The sequence below is a fragment of the Kocuria rhizosphaerae genome (genome assembly GCF_044462265.1).
Taxonomy (GTDB): Bacteria; Actinomycetota; Actinomycetes; order Actinomycetales; family Micrococcaceae; genus Kocuria; species Kocuria rhizosphaerae.
Window position 1 is genome coordinate 68,392 of sequence record NZ_JBISWL010000044.1, and the last position, 14,461, is coordinate 82,852.

General features: G+C 71.4%; 18 protein-coding genes and 2 pseudogenes. 7 read left to right on the top strand and 13 right to left on the bottom strand.

Going from position 1 to position 14,461, the window contains the following annotated elements; translation table 11 throughout:
- Positions 1-28 precede the first annotated feature (28 nt).
- The 7 genes from ACH9EU_RS05655 to ACH9EU_RS05685 form a co-directional block, all read right to left on the bottom strand.
- Positions 29-226, bottom strand: coding sequence for a hypothetical protein (locus ACH9EU_RS05655; protein WP_396412965.1), 198 nt, complete (start codon positions 224-226; stop codon positions 29-31).
- Positions 223-402, bottom strand: a complete 180-nt coding sequence (locus ACH9EU_RS05660; protein WP_396412966.1) for a hypothetical protein — start codon at positions 400-402, stop codon at positions 223-225. Before ACH9EU_RS05660 ends, ACH9EU_RS05655 begins: the two co-directional genes overlap by 4 nt.
- A 2-nt stretch (positions 403-404) precedes the next feature.
- Positions 405-644: a hypothetical protein gene (locus ACH9EU_RS05665; protein WP_396412967.1), complete on the bottom strand. Its 240-nt coding sequence runs from the start codon at positions 642-644 to the stop codon at positions 405-407.
- On the bottom strand, positions 641-877 hold the full coding sequence (locus tag ACH9EU_RS05670) for a hypothetical protein (protein WP_396412968.1): 237 nt from the start codon (positions 875-877) through the stop codon (positions 641-643). Before ACH9EU_RS05670 ends, ACH9EU_RS05665 begins: the two co-directional genes overlap by 4 nt.
- The gene (locus tag ACH9EU_RS05675; RefSeq protein WP_396412969.1) at positions 874-1,092 is read right to left on the bottom strand and encodes a hypothetical protein; all 219 of its coding nucleotides are present in this window, start codon (positions 1,090-1,092) and stop codon (positions 874-876) included. The genes ACH9EU_RS05670 and ACH9EU_RS05675 overlap by 4 nt, the downstream gene beginning before the upstream one ends.
- 95 nt (positions 1,093-1,187) lie before the next feature.
- Entirely contained in the window at positions 1,188-1,880 is a 693-nt protein-coding gene (locus tag ACH9EU_RS05680; RefSeq protein WP_396412970.1) for an RES domain-containing protein, read from the bottom strand.
- Positions 1,877-2,275 (bottom strand): hypothetical protein, encoded by a 399-nt coding sequence (locus ACH9EU_RS05685; protein WP_396412971.1) that lies wholly within the window; start codon positions 2,273-2,275, stop codon positions 1,877-1,879. Before ACH9EU_RS05685 ends, ACH9EU_RS05680 begins: the two co-directional genes overlap by 4 nt.
- Before the next feature lie 172 nt (positions 2,276-2,447).
- Here ACH9EU_RS05685 and ACH9EU_RS05690 point away from each other — a divergent pair, with 172 nt between their 5' ends.
- The 6 genes and pseudogenes from ACH9EU_RS05690 (at position 2,448) to ACH9EU_RS05715 (ending at position 5,575) form a co-directional block, all read left to right on the top strand.
- A complete protein-coding gene (locus ACH9EU_RS05690; RefSeq protein ID WP_396412972.1) occupies positions 2,448-2,981 on the top strand; it encodes a hypothetical protein in 534 nt (177 codons plus the stop codon).
- A gap of 35 nt (positions 2,982-3,016) precedes the next feature.
- On the top strand, positions 3,017-3,229 hold the full coding sequence (locus tag ACH9EU_RS05695; protein ID WP_396412973.1) for a hypothetical protein: 213 nt from the start codon (positions 3,017-3,019) through the stop codon (positions 3,227-3,229).
- Between the two features lie 345 nt (positions 3,230-3,574).
- Positions 3,575-3,811 carry a hypothetical protein gene (locus tag ACH9EU_RS05700; RefSeq protein ID WP_396412974.1) on the top strand — a complete coding sequence of 79 codons (237 nt, stop codon included), beginning with the start codon at positions 3,575-3,577 and terminating at the stop codon, positions 3,809-3,811.
- A gap of 443 nt (positions 3,812-4,254) precedes the next feature.
- A pseudogene (locus tag ACH9EU_RS05705) lies at positions 4,255-4,497 on the top strand (thymidylate synthase); the annotation flags it as partial.
- Positions 4,498-5,358 carry a hypothetical protein gene (locus ACH9EU_RS05710; RefSeq protein WP_396412975.1) on the top strand — a complete coding sequence of 287 codons (861 nt, stop codon included), beginning with the start codon at positions 4,498-4,500 and terminating at the stop codon, positions 5,356-5,358.
- Positions 5,359-5,389: 31 nt separating this feature from the next.
- Complete coding sequence (locus tag ACH9EU_RS05715; RefSeq protein WP_396412976.1) at positions 5,390-5,575, top strand: hypothetical protein; 186 nt, start codon at positions 5,390-5,392, stop codon at positions 5,573-5,575.
- A 119-nt stretch (positions 5,576-5,694) separates the two neighbouring features.
- Here the strand turns inward: ACH9EU_RS05715 and ACH9EU_RS05720 are convergent, their stop codons facing one another.
- The 3 genes and pseudogenes from ACH9EU_RS05720 to ACH9EU_RS05730 all read right to left on the bottom strand — a co-directional run bounded on the left by ACH9EU_RS05720 (position 5,695) and on the right by ACH9EU_RS05730 (position 8,262).
- Positions 5,695-6,102 carry a hypothetical protein gene (locus ACH9EU_RS05720; RefSeq protein ID WP_396412977.1) on the bottom strand — a complete coding sequence of 136 codons (408 nt, stop codon included), beginning with the start codon at positions 6,100-6,102 and terminating at the stop codon, positions 5,695-5,697.
- Between the two features lie 159 nt (positions 6,103-6,261).
- A pseudogene (locus tag ACH9EU_RS05725) lies at positions 6,262-7,596 on the bottom strand (transposase); the annotation flags it as partial.
- 270 nt (positions 7,597-7,866) lie between these two features.
- The gene (locus ACH9EU_RS05730) at positions 7,867-8,262 is read right to left on the bottom strand and encodes a hypothetical protein (protein ID WP_396412978.1); all 396 of its coding nucleotides are present in this window, start codon (positions 8,260-8,262) and stop codon (positions 7,867-7,869) included.
- Between the two features lie 947 nt (positions 8,263-9,209).
- Between ACH9EU_RS05730 and ACH9EU_RS05735 the strand changes: the two genes are divergently transcribed.
- Complete coding sequence (locus tag ACH9EU_RS05735) at positions 9,210-11,600, top strand: ATP-binding cassette domain-containing protein (protein WP_396412979.1); 2,391 nt, start codon at positions 9,210-9,212, stop codon at positions 11,598-11,600.
- Positions 11,601-11,629: 29 nt separating this feature from the next.
- Here the strand turns inward: ACH9EU_RS05735 and ACH9EU_RS05740 are convergent, their stop codons facing one another.
- The 3 genes from ACH9EU_RS05740 to ACH9EU_RS05750 all read right to left on the bottom strand — a co-directional run bounded on the left by ACH9EU_RS05740 (position 11,630) and on the right by ACH9EU_RS05750 (position 14,458).
- Positions 11,630-12,403 (bottom strand): hypothetical protein, encoded by a 774-nt coding sequence (locus ACH9EU_RS05740; protein ID WP_396412980.1) that lies wholly within the window; start codon positions 12,401-12,403, stop codon positions 11,630-11,632.
- 323 nt (positions 12,404-12,726) lie between these two features.
- Positions 12,727-13,458 carry a DUF72 domain-containing protein gene (locus ACH9EU_RS05745; protein ID WP_396412981.1) on the bottom strand — a complete coding sequence of 244 codons (732 nt, stop codon included), beginning with the start codon at positions 13,456-13,458 and terminating at the stop codon, positions 12,727-12,729.
- 49 nt (positions 13,459-13,507) lie between these two features.
- On the bottom strand, positions 13,508-14,458 hold the full coding sequence (locus ACH9EU_RS05750) for a M48 family metalloprotease (RefSeq protein WP_396412982.1): 951 nt from the start codon (positions 14,456-14,458) through the stop codon (positions 13,508-13,510).
- Between the last annotated feature and the right edge of the window lie 3 nt (positions 14,459-14,461).

Here is a 14,461-nt window from a genome sequence, read left to right on the forward strand (position 1 = left end):
CATCACGCCGGACCCCGCGGCTTCCACTTCACCGGCGCTCCCCGCGGTCGGCTCGGCGACGAGCGGCCGCCTGCCTCTCCACGACCCATGACGAGACCGCCCACACCACGAACAGCCCGACGAGAACCCAGACGAGCACGGTCTCACCGAGCTGTATCCCGACGTGGACGCTGATGGTGAAGAACGCGATCCACGCCGCGTACCCGAGGACCCGGACCCGTGTCACGGCTGACCGTCCTGGCGCCCTCGGGCCCGGCGATCCCTGTTGAGGACGGAGGCGATCAAGGACGCGAAGGCGACGGCGGTGATCCACGCGCTCCACTGGCCCATCAAGCCGAGCGTCACACAGCCCGCGAACATGATCCCCAGGAAGGCCAGACTCCACCGCTTCGTCCGCGACACGGCTACCCCTGTTGCCGGTCGATGCGCTGCCGGGCCTGTCGACGGATCCGCTCTCGCTGATCCCGGGTCCAGAACGGGCCGACCTGCCACCAGAGCCCCAAGGCCGTGGCCACCACACCGATGAAGGCGGCCACGCCCCACCCACAGGTCAGCCAGACGACGACGATCACGAAGATGCTCAGCATGTCGACCAGCACGACGGACCACCACGCCCGCTCAGGCCACTCCCGCTCCCCGCTCACGACCGCCCGTCCTGCCCCGGTTCATGTCCCTGGGCCGCCCGCCAACCCTGCCGGACCAAGTGGGTCAACATCATCGCGGCGAGAATCACCGTGCTGCCGGACAGGACCAGGCTGACGATTTCGAGGGAGCCTTTGATCACGACGTGGCCCACCAGGCCCGTCACGGAGAACACGATGGCGAGGATCGACAGCACCACGCCGGTCTTCTGCGTCCTGTTCAACTGCACGGTCATTTCTGCTCCGTGTCCCGCCGCCACAGGCCGGCGCGGACGTAGCGGACGTTCAAGACCACGATGAAAGCGGCCGATGCCGCCACGAGCACAGCAGTAACGATCTCCAAGCCGCCCTCCGGGGGCCACAGGAGCGCCTGTGACAGCACCATGAGCGCCCCAAAGAAGGCCATGAGGGACAGGCACCACTTCAGGATCTTGCGGTTCTGCTCCTCCATCAGATCCCTCCGGCCTCGGCGTCCCAGTCCTCGCATGGTGGCACGGGACTCCCGGGCCTGTCTGGCCCCTCATCCGTGGGCGGATCCCGGATGTGTCAGTGGAGGCGCAGCCCCAGCTGGCCACCGGCCTGCCGATAGGCTCGGTCGTTCCCGTCGATGGGCGTGGCGCCGAGCAGGGAGAGCTCGGTGCCCTCGAAGACCGCCCAGCACTCTTGGTTGCCGATCTTCGACACGTAGCGGATGCCGCAGTACATCGCGTAGTCCGTGTTCGGGTCCGCCGCGCGGTAGACCCAGGTGGCGATCAGCCGGGTGAGGAGCCGCCGCTCGGAGCGCACCGCGGAGATGTCGAGGTTGGCGACCCCCAGCCCGGCCAGTTCGCTCGCCAGGTGGTGCTCCAGGGCCCGGTGGGTCTGCGGGGACTCCACGTCCACGAAGGGAGTGGCGCTCTGGACCAGAAACTGTGCCAGGGACCGTTTCTCGCGCCAGTCCCGGGGGACGTCGCCGGCGAGCATCAGGCCCGGCTGGTGCTCCTGGGCTGCGGCGCGCGTGGCGGTGCTGGGCCGGAATCCCTGCAGCGTCTCGGTGTAGGCCCCCACGGGCTCGGCGGCGGCGTACAGGACGCCGCCGCCGAGGACGTCGAAGCGGTTGCCTGCCCGGTCGTCCTCGGCGTTCTCCGAGGCGATCCTGGAGAAGTACATCGGACCGGTGGAGCGGCCGACCCGCCACAGTTCGGTGTCGGGCTCACACACCATCACGTTGTTGCGGTCCAGCCGCCGGCGGGTGCTCACTCGTCGCGGAACGCGCGGGCGGCGGCCAGCACGGCCTTGAACCGGTCGGCGGCCAGGGCCTCGGCCGGGGAGTCGTCGCCCAGCAGCGGATTGGACCCCATGAACCAGGCCCGCACGGTGTGCGGGGAGTCCACGCGGACCAGATCCGTGTAGATCGTGTACGCCTCGCGCACGCGGCGCTCCATCGCCGGCCGGGGGTCCTTGTTCTGCCCTGACGCCCAACGGCTGACCGTCTCCGGTCGGACCCCGGCGATCAGCGCGAGAAGCCCGTTGCCGAGGTTGGTGTTCAGCGCGTGCACGATGGCCTGCCAGTCGGCGCGCACCGCCTCGTGATGGGTGGACTGCTGCCGGAAGGACAGGGCGTCGGGTTGCGGAACCAGGGGACTCTCAGCCATAAATCAAGTTTAGATCAAGTCCATCTCGGTGTGGAGGGCGCCGCCCTGTATAGCTCCGCGCACCGTCCGCACGCATGGGGCGTGGAGCACCGCCGTGCAGGACGCGACGAGCGGCGTCCGGGCCCGCCGGTACGTTCGACGATGACCCGGACCTGACCACGGAGGACGCCCCATGACCGACCGTCCGTCAGCGACCACCCGCCTGCGGGGTCCCAAGCCTGCCGGGTGGGTGACCGTCGCCGTCCTCGCGCTGGTCGTGATCGCCTCGGTGTTCTACGCCGCCGGAGTGCCCTGGGCGCGCACCGGGTTGGACGCCTTCTGGGCCTGGTTCGACGGCAGCCTTGACCGGCTGCAGGTGATGAGCTGGGTGACCGCCGCCGTGGTCGCCGTCGTCAGCTACCGCCGATACCTCGTCGAGCGGTCCGCCCAGCAGCTCGAGCAGGCCCGGTGGGCGGCCGACAAGGCCACCTCGGCAAATGAGCAGCAGAGACGTGTCGCCAGCCAGGCGATCAACGACCTGGAGGAGAGCGCCGAGGCCCGCGGGGAGCAGCTGCCCTCTTTCGTCGAAGAGGTCAAGGAGACCCTGCGCTCGGACATCATCGACTCGGTCGTCGCCGACACCGAGGCCATCCGCGCCATCAGGGAGGACGACGTGGATCACCAGGACGCCCCGGACGTGGACGGCCACGATGAGGGCAAGCGATAATGGGCGCACGAACCTCTGAGAGGAGGAACAAGAACATGGCCGTATCCACCAAGCGCATCGAGGCCGCCGCCGAGGCTCTGTCCCTCGACCCGAAGTTCCTGCAGGTGCTGACCAGACCATCCACCACCCGGACCGTTCCCGTGCAGCTGCGTCTGCTGGGCAACGAGACCGTCTACGTCGCCACCCGCGAGCAAGCCGACAAGCTGGAGCACTCCGACCGCGCCTACGAGGCCGTCACCGCCGCCTGACCGCCTCGTCACCCGCTGAGCGCTCACCGCCCCGCCGCCCCCTGCGAGCAGCGGGGCGGCTCCATGTCCGGGCGCCACCAGCGGCAGCCGAGCCGCCCACATGGGGGTCATGACGACCTTCTCCGAGCACCAGCATCCCCGCACCGGCCACGGACGCTTCACCGCCAAGGACCACCCCGAGGCGTAGCTCGAGCTCACGGCGCCGACCGTCACCTTGTGCGAGGCGACCGGTGACTGGGCCCGCGCTTCCACGACATGGACTCCCGACCTGCCTACGACTACACCCCTTCCGCGCGCGCCGCCGCGGCGTTCCGCACCTAGTTCAGCACCGCACCGGAAGACGAGGTGGACGGGGAGTACTGCTTCGAGAGCCCGAGCCGGCCCGTGCTGACGATCCGGGCCGCCGGCCGGGTCGCGCTGAACTTCCCCGGCCCCACTCGCTACGCCGCCGAGGCGAACATGCTCGCCGCCCTGGACCGGATGGCCGGCGACGACGCATCGTGGCGCCGGGCCGACCCGCTGGACGCGGAGAGCTTCGACGAGGTCTTCTACGAGGACGGCTACAAGAACCACGAGCGGTAGCGCTTCCTGGGCGCATCCCGGTCGATCGAGGACGCCGAGGAGGGATACCAGCACGAACTCGCCAGTCTGCACCGGGGACTGGCCGGCCGGCAGACCCCGACCCCGGTCGATCTTGACGCCGCGGTGCGCTCCTCCTAGGCCGAGCTGGTCGACGACTTAGCCGCCAGCACCCAGGCCGGGCGGATCGCCCGCGACCCGAAGCTGCCGGAGCCCACGCGCAACCCGGTCACCGGCAATCTGATGGGCCGGCGCTATGCCGCCGCCCAGGTGCTCGACCGCAACGAGGACCCGAAGACCACTGCACTGACCGCCGCAGTGCTGGAGGCCGCGGTGGTGGCCGATCGCCCGTGGAACCAGGTGCTGCAGCACCTGGCGCTGGACGTCGGAGAGCACCGGCGCGGCACCGCCACATCTACGACAACCACCGCTAGCAGGTCACCGAGCAGCTTAGCCGTGAGCCCCGGCCCTACCCGACGCTGGTGTTGGATGCGGCCCCGTCGAGCTTCGACTACGAGCTCACAGACCTCCACGTCCTCGCCTACGACCCGCACCCGGCCATCAAGGCCCCGGTCGCCGTCTGGGATCCGGACATGAAACCCCCTCTGGAGTTCGCCACCCACGAGATCTACGGCTACGAGTCGACGGGTGAGCTGAGCGAGATGGGCATCTCCGGGCCCGGGATCTAGGTGCTGCACTGCGCCAACGACGCCCAGTACGTCGGGATGTCCGACGACCTGGCCAAACGCATCAGTACGCACCTGCGCGAGTGGGAGCAGCGGATCGTGCTGGTCGACGTCGCCAAGATGTTCTACCTGCAGACCACGCTCAACGAGGTGCTGACCATCTTCGAGCGCCAGGCCGCCGGGGTGGCCCTGGAGAACGACCTGCACAACAAGGCGGTGCCGCTGCGCCCGGACGGCGTCCCCGTGCGCGACGCGCAGACCGTCGAGAGGATCCGCTGGGTGTTGCTGGCCTCCGAGGACGAAGTGGCGCAGCGGCCGCCGCGTCCCCGGGTGCCGACCCGCGCCATGGCTCAGCCGGCCGCTGCCGGGGTGCTCTCCTCACCGGCCGGTGCAGACACCGTGCGGGTCCTGGCCGACTACGTCGGCCACGTCCTGCGCTGCCCGGCCAACACCGAGTGGACATACTGGCGGGTGTCGACACCGACGAGGCGCCGCGAGGACGGGGACCGGATCCTGGCCCGGCTCACCGTCCGCCACTACAAGTTGCTGGAGGTGTCCCAGACCAGCGAAGGCTTCATCGACGTGGCGACCCGCCTGCACCACATGGCGGAGATCGACCCCGGCTACGAAGCATTCCGGACCAAGCTGAGCGAGTACAGCCAGATCGCTAACCACACCGCCCTGGACCACGAGGACTTCCACCGCCCGATCACCCAAGACGCGCTCTACCGGGCCGGGGCCCGAGCTTTGGCCCGCGAGCTGATGCTCCAAGGTCCCTGCACGAAGAGGGGCTTTCCCCACGACTGGGCCCTGGCCGACGCCATCTTCGACGCACTGCCCAGCACCTCGCCGGCCTCCTCGTGACCGCCACCCCACCCCCGCTGAGGAGCACACCGTGAACGTCGGAGACACCGTCCTGTGGGACGAACCCGCCACCGGAGCCATCCGTTCCGGGACCCTGATCGAGCTGAGCGACCGACTCCTGCCCCGGACCGCCACGGTGCTGCCCTTCGACGCCGCCGATCTCATCACCCTGCAAGCCACCGCGGTGCGCACCCTGGAGGACGAGGTGCGCTCCTAGACGTCACCGTCCGCCTGAACCGTGGCCGCCGCGGCAGCTCGCTCGCGGGCCGGGCTCACGTACCGGATCGACCGGCACACCCGCTGAGCACTGGAAGTCCGGCGTTGTGGGGCCGGTCGTCAACGTGCGCTCGCCCTCCTGGCGTAGTGATCGTGCACCTCGGCCGTGAGTCGGGACAGCGCTTCATCTTTCTGGTTTGTCGTCGGGTTCGCGGGCATCTGCCCGAGTTTGGACGCCAGCTTGTAGAAGCCGCCGCCGAGGTTCGCCGAACCCTTGTGCGTGACCAGGGCGGAGAGCATGATCCCGTGCCGGGCGTGGGTGTCCTCCGAGATCTCGGCCAAGAGCTGCGCGATGGCGTCCCGCCCGGTCTGCTTGGTGAAGTCGAAGGGCGGCAGACCTGTCTCATCGGCGATCTGGTGGTTGAGGGTGCTGTAGTCGATCGTGCTCCGCGACTTGGCAGCCGCCTCCAGGTGGTAGACAGCCGACTCCCGCAGCTGCTCCCACTCGTCTTCGGTGCGACCGTACATGCCCGTGCTCCTCTGCTGATCCGGAACAGTCTGCTTCCACAAAACCTAGCGCGGCCCCCATCACCCCGACACGCTGCGACACGGGCACTGACGACTGGCGATGTGAAGGTCGAGCCATGCTCCGTCGGAAATTTTCATGGGGTTTGAGGCCAGAGGATGTCAGGCGGCGGCCGGTTCGGTCGCGACTGGTGGGTTGATCCAGGCATGGGTGGGCAACGCGAGGATCTTCGGCTCCCCCGGTCGTGGAGAAACGCTCGGGATGAGCGGCCCGAGCCGCGGCCAGGGCCGCTGAGCGCTGTTCGGTGACGGCGGCGTGGGCGTAGTGCACGTCGGCCGGGGTGTGCGGCCCGATCCCGCCGTGGTGGTGGTCGTGGTTGCAGACCTCGACGAACTGGTCCATGAACGCCCGGGCATCGCCGATCGACCCGAAGCGTTCGGGGAAGACCGGGGCGTACTTCAAGGTCTTGGACCACGCCTCCGAGTAGGGATTGTCGTTCGAGACGCTGGGCCCGGAGTGGGAGCGGGTGACGCCGAGGTCGGCCAGCAGCGCGGCCACCGGTTTGGAGGTCATCGAGGTGCCCCGATCGGCGTGCACGACCTGCGGTATCCCGGGCACGCCGAAGATCCGGCGCATCATGTCCTCGGCCGGCGGCCCGGACTCTCGGGCGTGCACGTGAGCGCCGACGATGTAGCGGGAGTAGACGTCGATCATCACGTAGGCGTCGTAGTACATGCCCTTCGCGGGGCCGGGCAGCTTGGTGGTGTCCCAGGTGTAGACCTGCCCGGGCCCGTCCGCCACCAGCTCCGGGACCGCCCTCGCCGGGTGGCGGGCCTGGCGCCGGCGCTCCCTCACCTGCGCCGCGTCCGCCAGCACGCGGTACATCGTGGGGATCGAGCACAGGTACACCCCACGCTCCAGCATCGTGGCGTAGAGCTGGGCCGGGGGCTGGTCGACGAACTCGGCGCTGTTGAGCGCCTCCAGCACCCGGTCCCGCTCCGGGCCGGTGAGCCGGTTGGCCGGGGCCACGCCGTCCCGAAGTCCAGGAGCGGCCCTGGCCCGTCGACGGGTGGCAGTCGCCCGCGGCATCCCGGTCAGGGCCGCGGCCACCCGGGTGGTGGTCCCCGCGGTGGTGAGCTCGGTGTAGGCGCCCATCAGCGCTTCTTGCGCGGCTGCTCGGTGTCCGCGCCCTCGGAGATCTGGTCCACGAGCGCGTGTGCTTTTCCCATGATGTCCAAGGCGGTCTCGGTCGTGGCCAACCGCTGCTGAGAGTCGGCCAGCTGGCGTCGCAACCGGGCGATCTCGGCCTGCTCCTCACTCGGGCATCCCGCCGCCTCGCCGGCGGCCTTGCCCTCGAGCACCCCCGCGTCGCGCAACCGGCGCCACTCGGCGATCAACGAGGAGTACAAGCCCTCCCGGCGCAGGTACGCCCCGCCCTGCTGTTCTCGGCAGGCCTGCTCGTAGGCGGCCAGATGGGCCGGCTTCTGCTCCGGGGTGGACAGAACGGAACCGGACATGGTGATCGATCCTCAATCTCGCCCAGCGTCAGGCGGACTTGCTGTGAACCACTGGACTCAACTCACCCTGACACGCAGGGGACTCCGGATTGCCCGCCGGCTCGTCCGAGGGGACAATCCGACCCGGCGCCTCGACCGAGCGCGGAGAGACTGCGGCGATGATCCCCGTTCCCAGAAGGCCTGCCCCCGAGCCGGCCGGGCAACGGCATCGTCCAGTGGCCGGACCCTGCGTCGGATGGACCGGACGGATCAGTGCTCGCGCGGCAGCCGGCGGACCATGGCGACGCTGTTGCCCGCGACGATCCCGTACATGAACGCCCCGTCCAGTTCGAACCCGGCCTCCTGCACCGCCTCGGCAATCTCCGCCTCGCCCTCGTCCGCACCGGTGAACCCGGACACGGTGCCCGTGGCGTAGATCGGCCCGTCGCCGGTCTCGCTCTCGGAGATGCTCCACCGGGTGGGACCCTCGCACCCGGGGCCGGCGCCCCCACCCCATTCCACCACCAGCGCGTAGAGGGTGCGGGTGCCCTCCTCCAGCTCCTCGATCGCGTGGCTGACGCTGTTGCGCAGGGCGTGGATGTCGCCGCCACAGTCCTGCTCCAAGTGCTCCCGCAGGAACGCGAGCAGGGCGTCGTCGTCAGGCATGAGGGTGCCTCCTGGTCGGATGGTCCGGACGGTACGACACTGATCGTAGCCACCGGCACGGAGGTGAACCGCCCCTGGCGCTCGCCGTCGGGCCGTTCAGGCGCCGGTGGCAGAGCCGGGTCCGACGAGGCTGGAGGCGGTGAGAACGGAGGCGGTGCTCATGGTGGGGAACCTGGCCGCGCGGACTGCGTGCTGGCCGGACTGCTGGTGCCGGCTCGAGCCGCGGCGCGCCACGGTGGCCCATCGCCCCGGTTCGGACCGGGGGCGACGGGCCGGCTACTGCGCTGCAGACAGGGGAGGTCTGCACGTCGAAGCGATCGAAGCGGCCACGGCGTTCAGGCCGCCAAGGTCACGGCGGCAGCCCGCAACGGCACGACGTGCGGCTTCGGCTCCTCCGGGGACAGGTTCGGCAGCTCCTCGGCCAGGGAGCACCGTTGCCCCGCCGGCCGCTGCGGAGGGCGTGGTGTCCAGCGCGCACGCGGCGGGGGCGGAGGCACTCAAGGGGGCCTTCCCGGTGGTGCACATGCTGCGGGCCCTGCGCAGGTGTGCGGACGCTCCGATCAACGGCCATGCATCGCCCGGTCGGCTATTCCGTCACAGCACGTCAGTCCTCTGCCGGAGTTCCGGGGGCCATTGCCGTGGAAGCACCACTTCAGGCGGAATCTGCGACCACTGGCGCCGGTGGCCGGCGCGGACGCCGGTCCGGCGACGACGACGGTGGTCGACGGCGTGCGCCCCCGGGGGCCCAGCCACCGACCGGCCCCGGTCGATGGCCTCCTCCGACACCCCCGATCCGGCCGCGCCGTCCGACCCTGCGGATACAGTGGGGAGCGGGCCGGTGCCGGACGTCCGGGCGCACGGCGCGGCGTCGGCCGCACGGGGCCACACCGGCGGGGAGGTCACCGGCGGGGACCGCACCCGGGGCCCGCCCGACGGAGGGAGCCACGATGGACGGGCTGAGCGCCTCGCGCGATCGGTCGCCCGCGCAGCACGCGGCGGACCGCCACGATCTGATCCGCGTGCACGGCGCGCGCGAGAACAATCTCCAGGACATCAGCGTCGAGATCCCGAAGCGCCGGCTGACCGTGTTCACCGGGGTGTCCGGCTCGGGCAAGAGCTCCCTGGTCTTCGGCACGATCGCCGCGGAGTCGCAGCGGCTGATCAACGAGACCTACAGCGCCTTCCTGCAGGGCTTCATGCCGACGCCGGCCCGGCCCGACGTCGACGTGCTCGACGGGCTGACGACGGCGATCATCGTGGACCAGGAACGGATGGGCGGCAATGCCCGCTCCACGGTCGGCACCGTCACCGACGCCCACGCGATGCTGCGCATCCTCTTCAGCAGGCTCGGGCAGCCGCACATCGGCTCGCCTCAGGCGTTCTCCTTCAATGTCGCCTCGGTCAGCGGCGCGGGTGCCGTGACGTTCCAGCGCGGCGGCAAGAGCGTGAAGGAGCGACGCAGCTTCAGCGTCACCGGCGGCATGTGCCCGCACTGCGAGGGCCGCGGCACCGTCAGCGACTTCGACCTCTCCGCCCTGTACGACGACGCCAAGTCGCTCGCCGAGGGCGCGATCACCGTCCCGGGCTACAGCATGGACGGGTGGTACGGCCGCATCTTCCTGGGCTGCGGCTTCTTCGACCCGGACAAGCCGATCCGGGAGTACGGCGAGACCGAGCTGGCGGACCTCCTTCACAAGGAGCCGACCAGGATCAAGGTCGACAACGTGAACGTGACCTACGAGGGGCTGATCCCGCGGATCCGGAAGTCGTTCCTCGCGAAGGACCGCGAGGCGATGCAGCCGCACATCCGGGCGTTCGTGGACCGGGCGATCACGTTCACGGTGTGTCCCGAGTGCGGGGGCAGCCGGCTCAGCGAGGCGGCCCGGTCCTCGAGGATCGGAGGGACGAGCATCGCCGACGCGTGCGCGATGCAGATCAGCGACCTCGCCGCGTGGGTCCGGGGGCTCGACGAGCCGTCGGTGGCGCCGTTGCTGGCGGCGCTGGGGGAGACCCTGGACTCCTTCGTGGAGATCGGGCTCGGCTACCTCGCTCTCGACCGGGCCGCCGGCACGCTGTCGGGGGGCGAGGCGCAGCGCGTGAAGATGGTCCGCCACCTCGGGTCCTCGCTGACCGACGTCACCTACGTGTTCGACGAGCCGACCATCGGCCTGCACCCGCACGACATCCAGCGCATGAACGAGCTGCTGCTGCGGCTGCGCGACAAGGGCAACACCGTGCTGGTGGTGGAGCACAAACCGGAGACGATCGTCATCGCGGACCGCGTCGTCGACCTCGGGCCCGGCGCCGGCGCGGCGGGCGGCGCGGTCTGCTACGAGGGCACGGTCGAGGGGCTGCGGACGAGCGGCACGACCACCGGACGCCACTTCGACGACCGGGCGGCCCTGAAGAAGTCGGTGCGGACCCCCACCGGCACGCTGGAGATCCGCGGCGCGACCCGGAACAACCTGCGCGACGTCGACGTCGACGTCCCGACCGGTGTCCTCGCCGTCGTCACCGGTGTCGCGGGCTCCGGCAAGAGCTCGCTGGTCCACGGGAACCTGGCGGGGCGCGACGGCGTGGTGGTCGTCGACCAGACCGCGATCAAGGGCTCCCGCCGGTCCAACCCCGCCACCTACACCGGACTGCTCGAACCGGTCCGGAAGGCGTTCGCCAAGGCCAACGGGGTGAAGCCCGCGCTGTTCAGCGCCAACTCCGAGGGCGCGTGCCCGGCCTGCAACGGGGCCGGTGTCGTCTACACCGACCTCGGGATGATGCAGGGCGTCACCTCCACCTGCGAGGAGTGCGAGGGGAAACGGTTCCAGGCGGCCGTGCTGGAGCACCGCCTCGGCGGCCGGGACATCAGCGAGGTGCTCGCGATGCCCGTCGCCGAAGCCCTGGAGTTCTTCGGCGCCGGTGAGGCCCGCACGCCGGCCGCCCACGCGGTCCTCACGAGGCTCGCCGATGTCGGCCTCGGCTACCTCGCGCTCGGCCAGCCGCTCACCACGCTCTCCGGCGGCGAGCGGCAGCGGCTGAAGCTGGCCGCCCGGATGGCCGAGAAGGGCCGCGTCTACGTCCTCGACGAACCGACCATCGGCCTCCACCTCGCCGACGTCGAGCAGCTGCTGGCTCTGCTGGACCGGCTCGTCGACTCGGGCACCTCGGTCGTGGTCATCGAGCACCACCAGGCGGTCATGGCCCATGCCGACTGGATCATCGACCTCGGCCCGGGCGCGGGCCACGACGGCGGCCGTGTCGTCTTCGAGGGCACCCCCGCCGAGCTCGTCGCCGCCCGCTCCACGCTCACCGGCGAGCACCTCGCGGCCTACGTGGGCGCCTGACCGGGCGCCGTGGCCGTCGTCGCGCCGGGTCAGGCCACGGGCTGATCGCCGGGGCGGCAGTGGGCGTCGAGGACGCGGGTGACGATCTCGAGGGGGATGCGGGACACGTCGGGGTCGATGCGGTCGAGCGCGGCGATGATCGCCTCGGCGTCGTAGCGCGCGGAGGGGTCGCCCCCGTGGCGGGTCCGGCGGTGCTCGGCGATCCGCGCCCAGACGTGCACCGGCCGGCACTCGTGGCACACTCCGTGGCCGGCGGTCAGGCACTCCGGCCCCACCGGCTGCGTCAGCCCGGCGATCTCCTCCGCCGGGCGCCGGTGGGCGTCCACGACGGCCCAGAACCCGTCGTGGCCGGCCCCGGGGCAGTCCGCCTCGAGGGCGTCCACGGCCCGGCGGATCCGGTCGATGTCGTAGTAGAAGTCCGCACGGGACCACGGCGGGACGCGCCGGTCGGCGCGGACGGCGGCGACGACGTCCTCGTCCCTCAGGCGCGCGGACTCCCGCACCGTGGTCCGTTCCGGTTCCAGGGCCGACTTCCACAGCCCCGCGAACAGGTCGCTGCCGTCGGTGTAGGCGTTGCGCACGCGCGTCGTCCCCCGGTCCGGCGAGGAGCGCTGCTCCCACACGACGCCCGTGAGCCGGCAGTAGGCGTGGCCGTCGTCGAGGAAGAAGCGGTCACGGTCCTGGCCCACGACCCGCTGCCGGGTGGGCCGGGCCCCGGTGGTCCCCACCCGGGCGGGGACGGCCACGGCGCGGGCGCCCACATAGGTGGCACCGTCCTTGTTGAGCATCTGGCGCTCGTCCATCGCGGTCCCGTCCCGGTCAGCCGGTCGGCCGGCACGCCGGAGCGGTGGCGGAGGGCCTGCGGTGCGCCCGGGCGGCGCCGTCGGACCCCGCCGGGGCCCCGGGGCGGGGCGAGCGCTGCGGGGGGTCGGTGTGGATGCTGGTGGTCCCCATGGCCGGGGGGTGCTCCTCGGGGGTCGGAAGCGGTGGGCGAGGGGTTCGTCCGGTGCCTGCTGCGGCGAACCTACCAGCGATGCGGTCACGGGTGCGCGACGCGCGGACCGGTGTGTCCGGCGTCGCCCCGGCGACGGACGCCGGCCGGGCCCGTCCGGGGCCGGGCCGGAGCTCAGCCGTGGTCGAGGAACCGGCGCAGGGTGAGCGCGTTGCGCACGGCGTGGCCCTCGCCGTCGTTGTTGAAGTACGCGTGGACCTCGTGACCCGAACGGTCCCACTCGCGGATCCGCTCGGCCCACCACGCCAGGTCGTCGTCCGGGTAGGTACCGGCGTAGAGGTGGTGCGGGTCGGGGCCGTGCAGGCGGACGTAGACGACGTCCGACGTCGCCTCCAGCACGCACGGCAGCCCCGCGCCGCTCATCACGCAGTAGGCCGCGTCGTGGCGGGCGAGCAGCGCGAAGACCTCCGGGTGCACCCAGCTGTCGTGGCGGAACTCGACGGCCACCCGGATCCAGCCGGGCAGGCCCGCGAGGAAGTGCTCGAGGCGCGCGTCGTCGCGGGCCAGCGTGGGCGGCAGCTGCACGAGCAGGACGGCCCGCCGGTCGTGCAGCTCGTGCCAGGACGCCGCGATGCGCTCCGTCCAGACCTCGGGGGAGTAGAGCTTCTTGGCGTGGGTGAGGCCTCGCGGGGCCTTCACCGACATGCGGAACCCCGGTGGCAGGCGGGTATTCCACCCGGCGAAGGTCGAGTTCCGGGGCCAGCGGTAGAAGCTCGCGTTGAGCTCGACCGTGGAGAAGGTCCGGGTGTAGATCTCCAGCCGTCGCGCGGGAGGGGTGCCCGGCGGGTAGAGGACGTGCTCCCAGTGGTCGTAGCTCCACCCGGAGGTGCCGATGTGCCAGCCCATCCGGCCACCCTATCGGGGCTGCCGACGGGCCGCCGGATCGGGGCGCGGCTCAGCCCAGGAGTGTCGTGAGGCCCGGTGCGAGCAGCAGGACCGTGGGCACGGTGAGCAGTGCCAGGGCCGCGCCGACGACGATGCCGCGCCGGAGCGGGGGCAGCGGCGGCGCGCCGAGACGCTGGATCCGGGCATGTGCCTCCGCGAGCCGGTCCGGCCCGGTCCAGGGGCCCTCCTCCCGGGCAGTCCGGTGCACGGACCCGCCGGCGCTGACGAGGGCGACGGCCCGGGCCAGGGAGCGGTCGTCGACGCAGCGGCGGGCGAGGTCGTCGGCGAGCATCTCCACGAGCAGCCCGACCTGGTGGTCGGCGCGGTGGGCGATGGGGAACCACGGGAGGGAGGCACGCCAGGCGCGGAAGAGCACGAGCACGATGTCGTGGCGCTGCGAGGCGTGCGCCCGCTCGTGCTCGATCACGGCGCGCAGCTCGTCCTCCTCCAGCAGCGACAGGAGGCCGGAGGACAGGACGGTCATGGTGGTGAAGGCCCCGGGCAGGCAGTAGGCCACCGGGGCGGGGTCGTCGAGCAGCCGTGTCCCCGGGGTGTCGGGCAGGGGGGTGCTGAGCAGCAGCACCAACTGGGCGTGGCGTCGTCGTTCCCGCTCGGCGCGCACGACCGTCACGAGCAGGTTGAGCAGGAGGTGGCCCCCGAGCAGGAACGCGCCCGAGAGGGCGATGACGTGCACCGGTTCGGGGCGGACCGGCGGGTGCGCCTCCAGGAGGCTCGCGAGCAGGCCGAGGCCCCCTGTGACGACGTCCGTTCCGAAGGGCACCAGGCCGAAGGAGAACAGGGAGCCGAGCATCGACAGGCCGCCGGCCAGGGCCACGGCCTGCCAGAGCACGAGCGCCGTGGCGGGGGCCCGCGCCGGCCACCGGGCACGGGAGAGCAGCACCGGCACGGGCCACGCGAGGGCCAGGGCGAGCGCCGCGAGCGCGACCGAGCCGGCGAGCACGGT

Bases quoted from the DNA above. Each gene is read 5' to 3' on its own strand.
- ACH9EU_RS05670 (WP_396412968.1), bottom strand. From the start codon at position 877: ATGACCGTGCAGTTGAACAGGACGCAGAAGACCGGCGTGGTGCTGTCG.
- ACH9EU_RS05675 (WP_396412969.1), bottom strand. From the start codon at position 1,092: ATGGAGGAGCAGAACCGCAAGATCCTGAAGTGGTGCCTGTCCCTCATG.
- ACH9EU_RS05685 (WP_396412971.1), bottom strand. From the start codon at position 2,275: ATGGCTGAGAGTCCCCTGGTTCCGCAACCCGACGCCCTGTCCTTCCGG.
- ACH9EU_RS05690 (WP_396412972.1), top strand. From the start codon at position 2,448: ATGACCGACCGTCCGTCAGCGACCACCCGCCTGCGGGGTCCCAAGCCT.
- ACH9EU_RS05695 (WP_396412973.1), top strand. From the start codon at position 3,017: ATGGCCGTATCCACCAAGCGCATCGAGGCCGCCGCCGAGGCTCTGTCC.
- ACH9EU_RS05720 (WP_396412977.1), bottom strand. From the start codon at position 6,102: ATGTACGGTCGCACCGAAGACGAGTGGGAGCAGCTGCGGGAGTCGGCT.
- ACH9EU_RS05730 (WP_396412978.1), bottom strand. From the start codon at position 8,262: ATGCCTGACGACGACGCCCTGCTCGCGTTCCTGCGGGAGCACTTGGAG.
- ACH9EU_RS05735 (WP_396412979.1), top strand. From the start codon at position 9,210: ATGGACGGGCTGAGCGCCTCGCGCGATCGGTCGCCCGCGCAGCACGCG.
- ACH9EU_RS05740 (WP_396412980.1), bottom strand. From the start codon at position 12,403: ATGGACGAGCGCCAGATGCTCAACAAGGACGGTGCCACCTATGTGGGC.
- ACH9EU_RS05745 (WP_396412981.1), bottom strand. From the start codon at position 13,458: ATGGGCTGGCACATCGGCACCTCCGGGTGGAGCTACGACCACTGGGAG.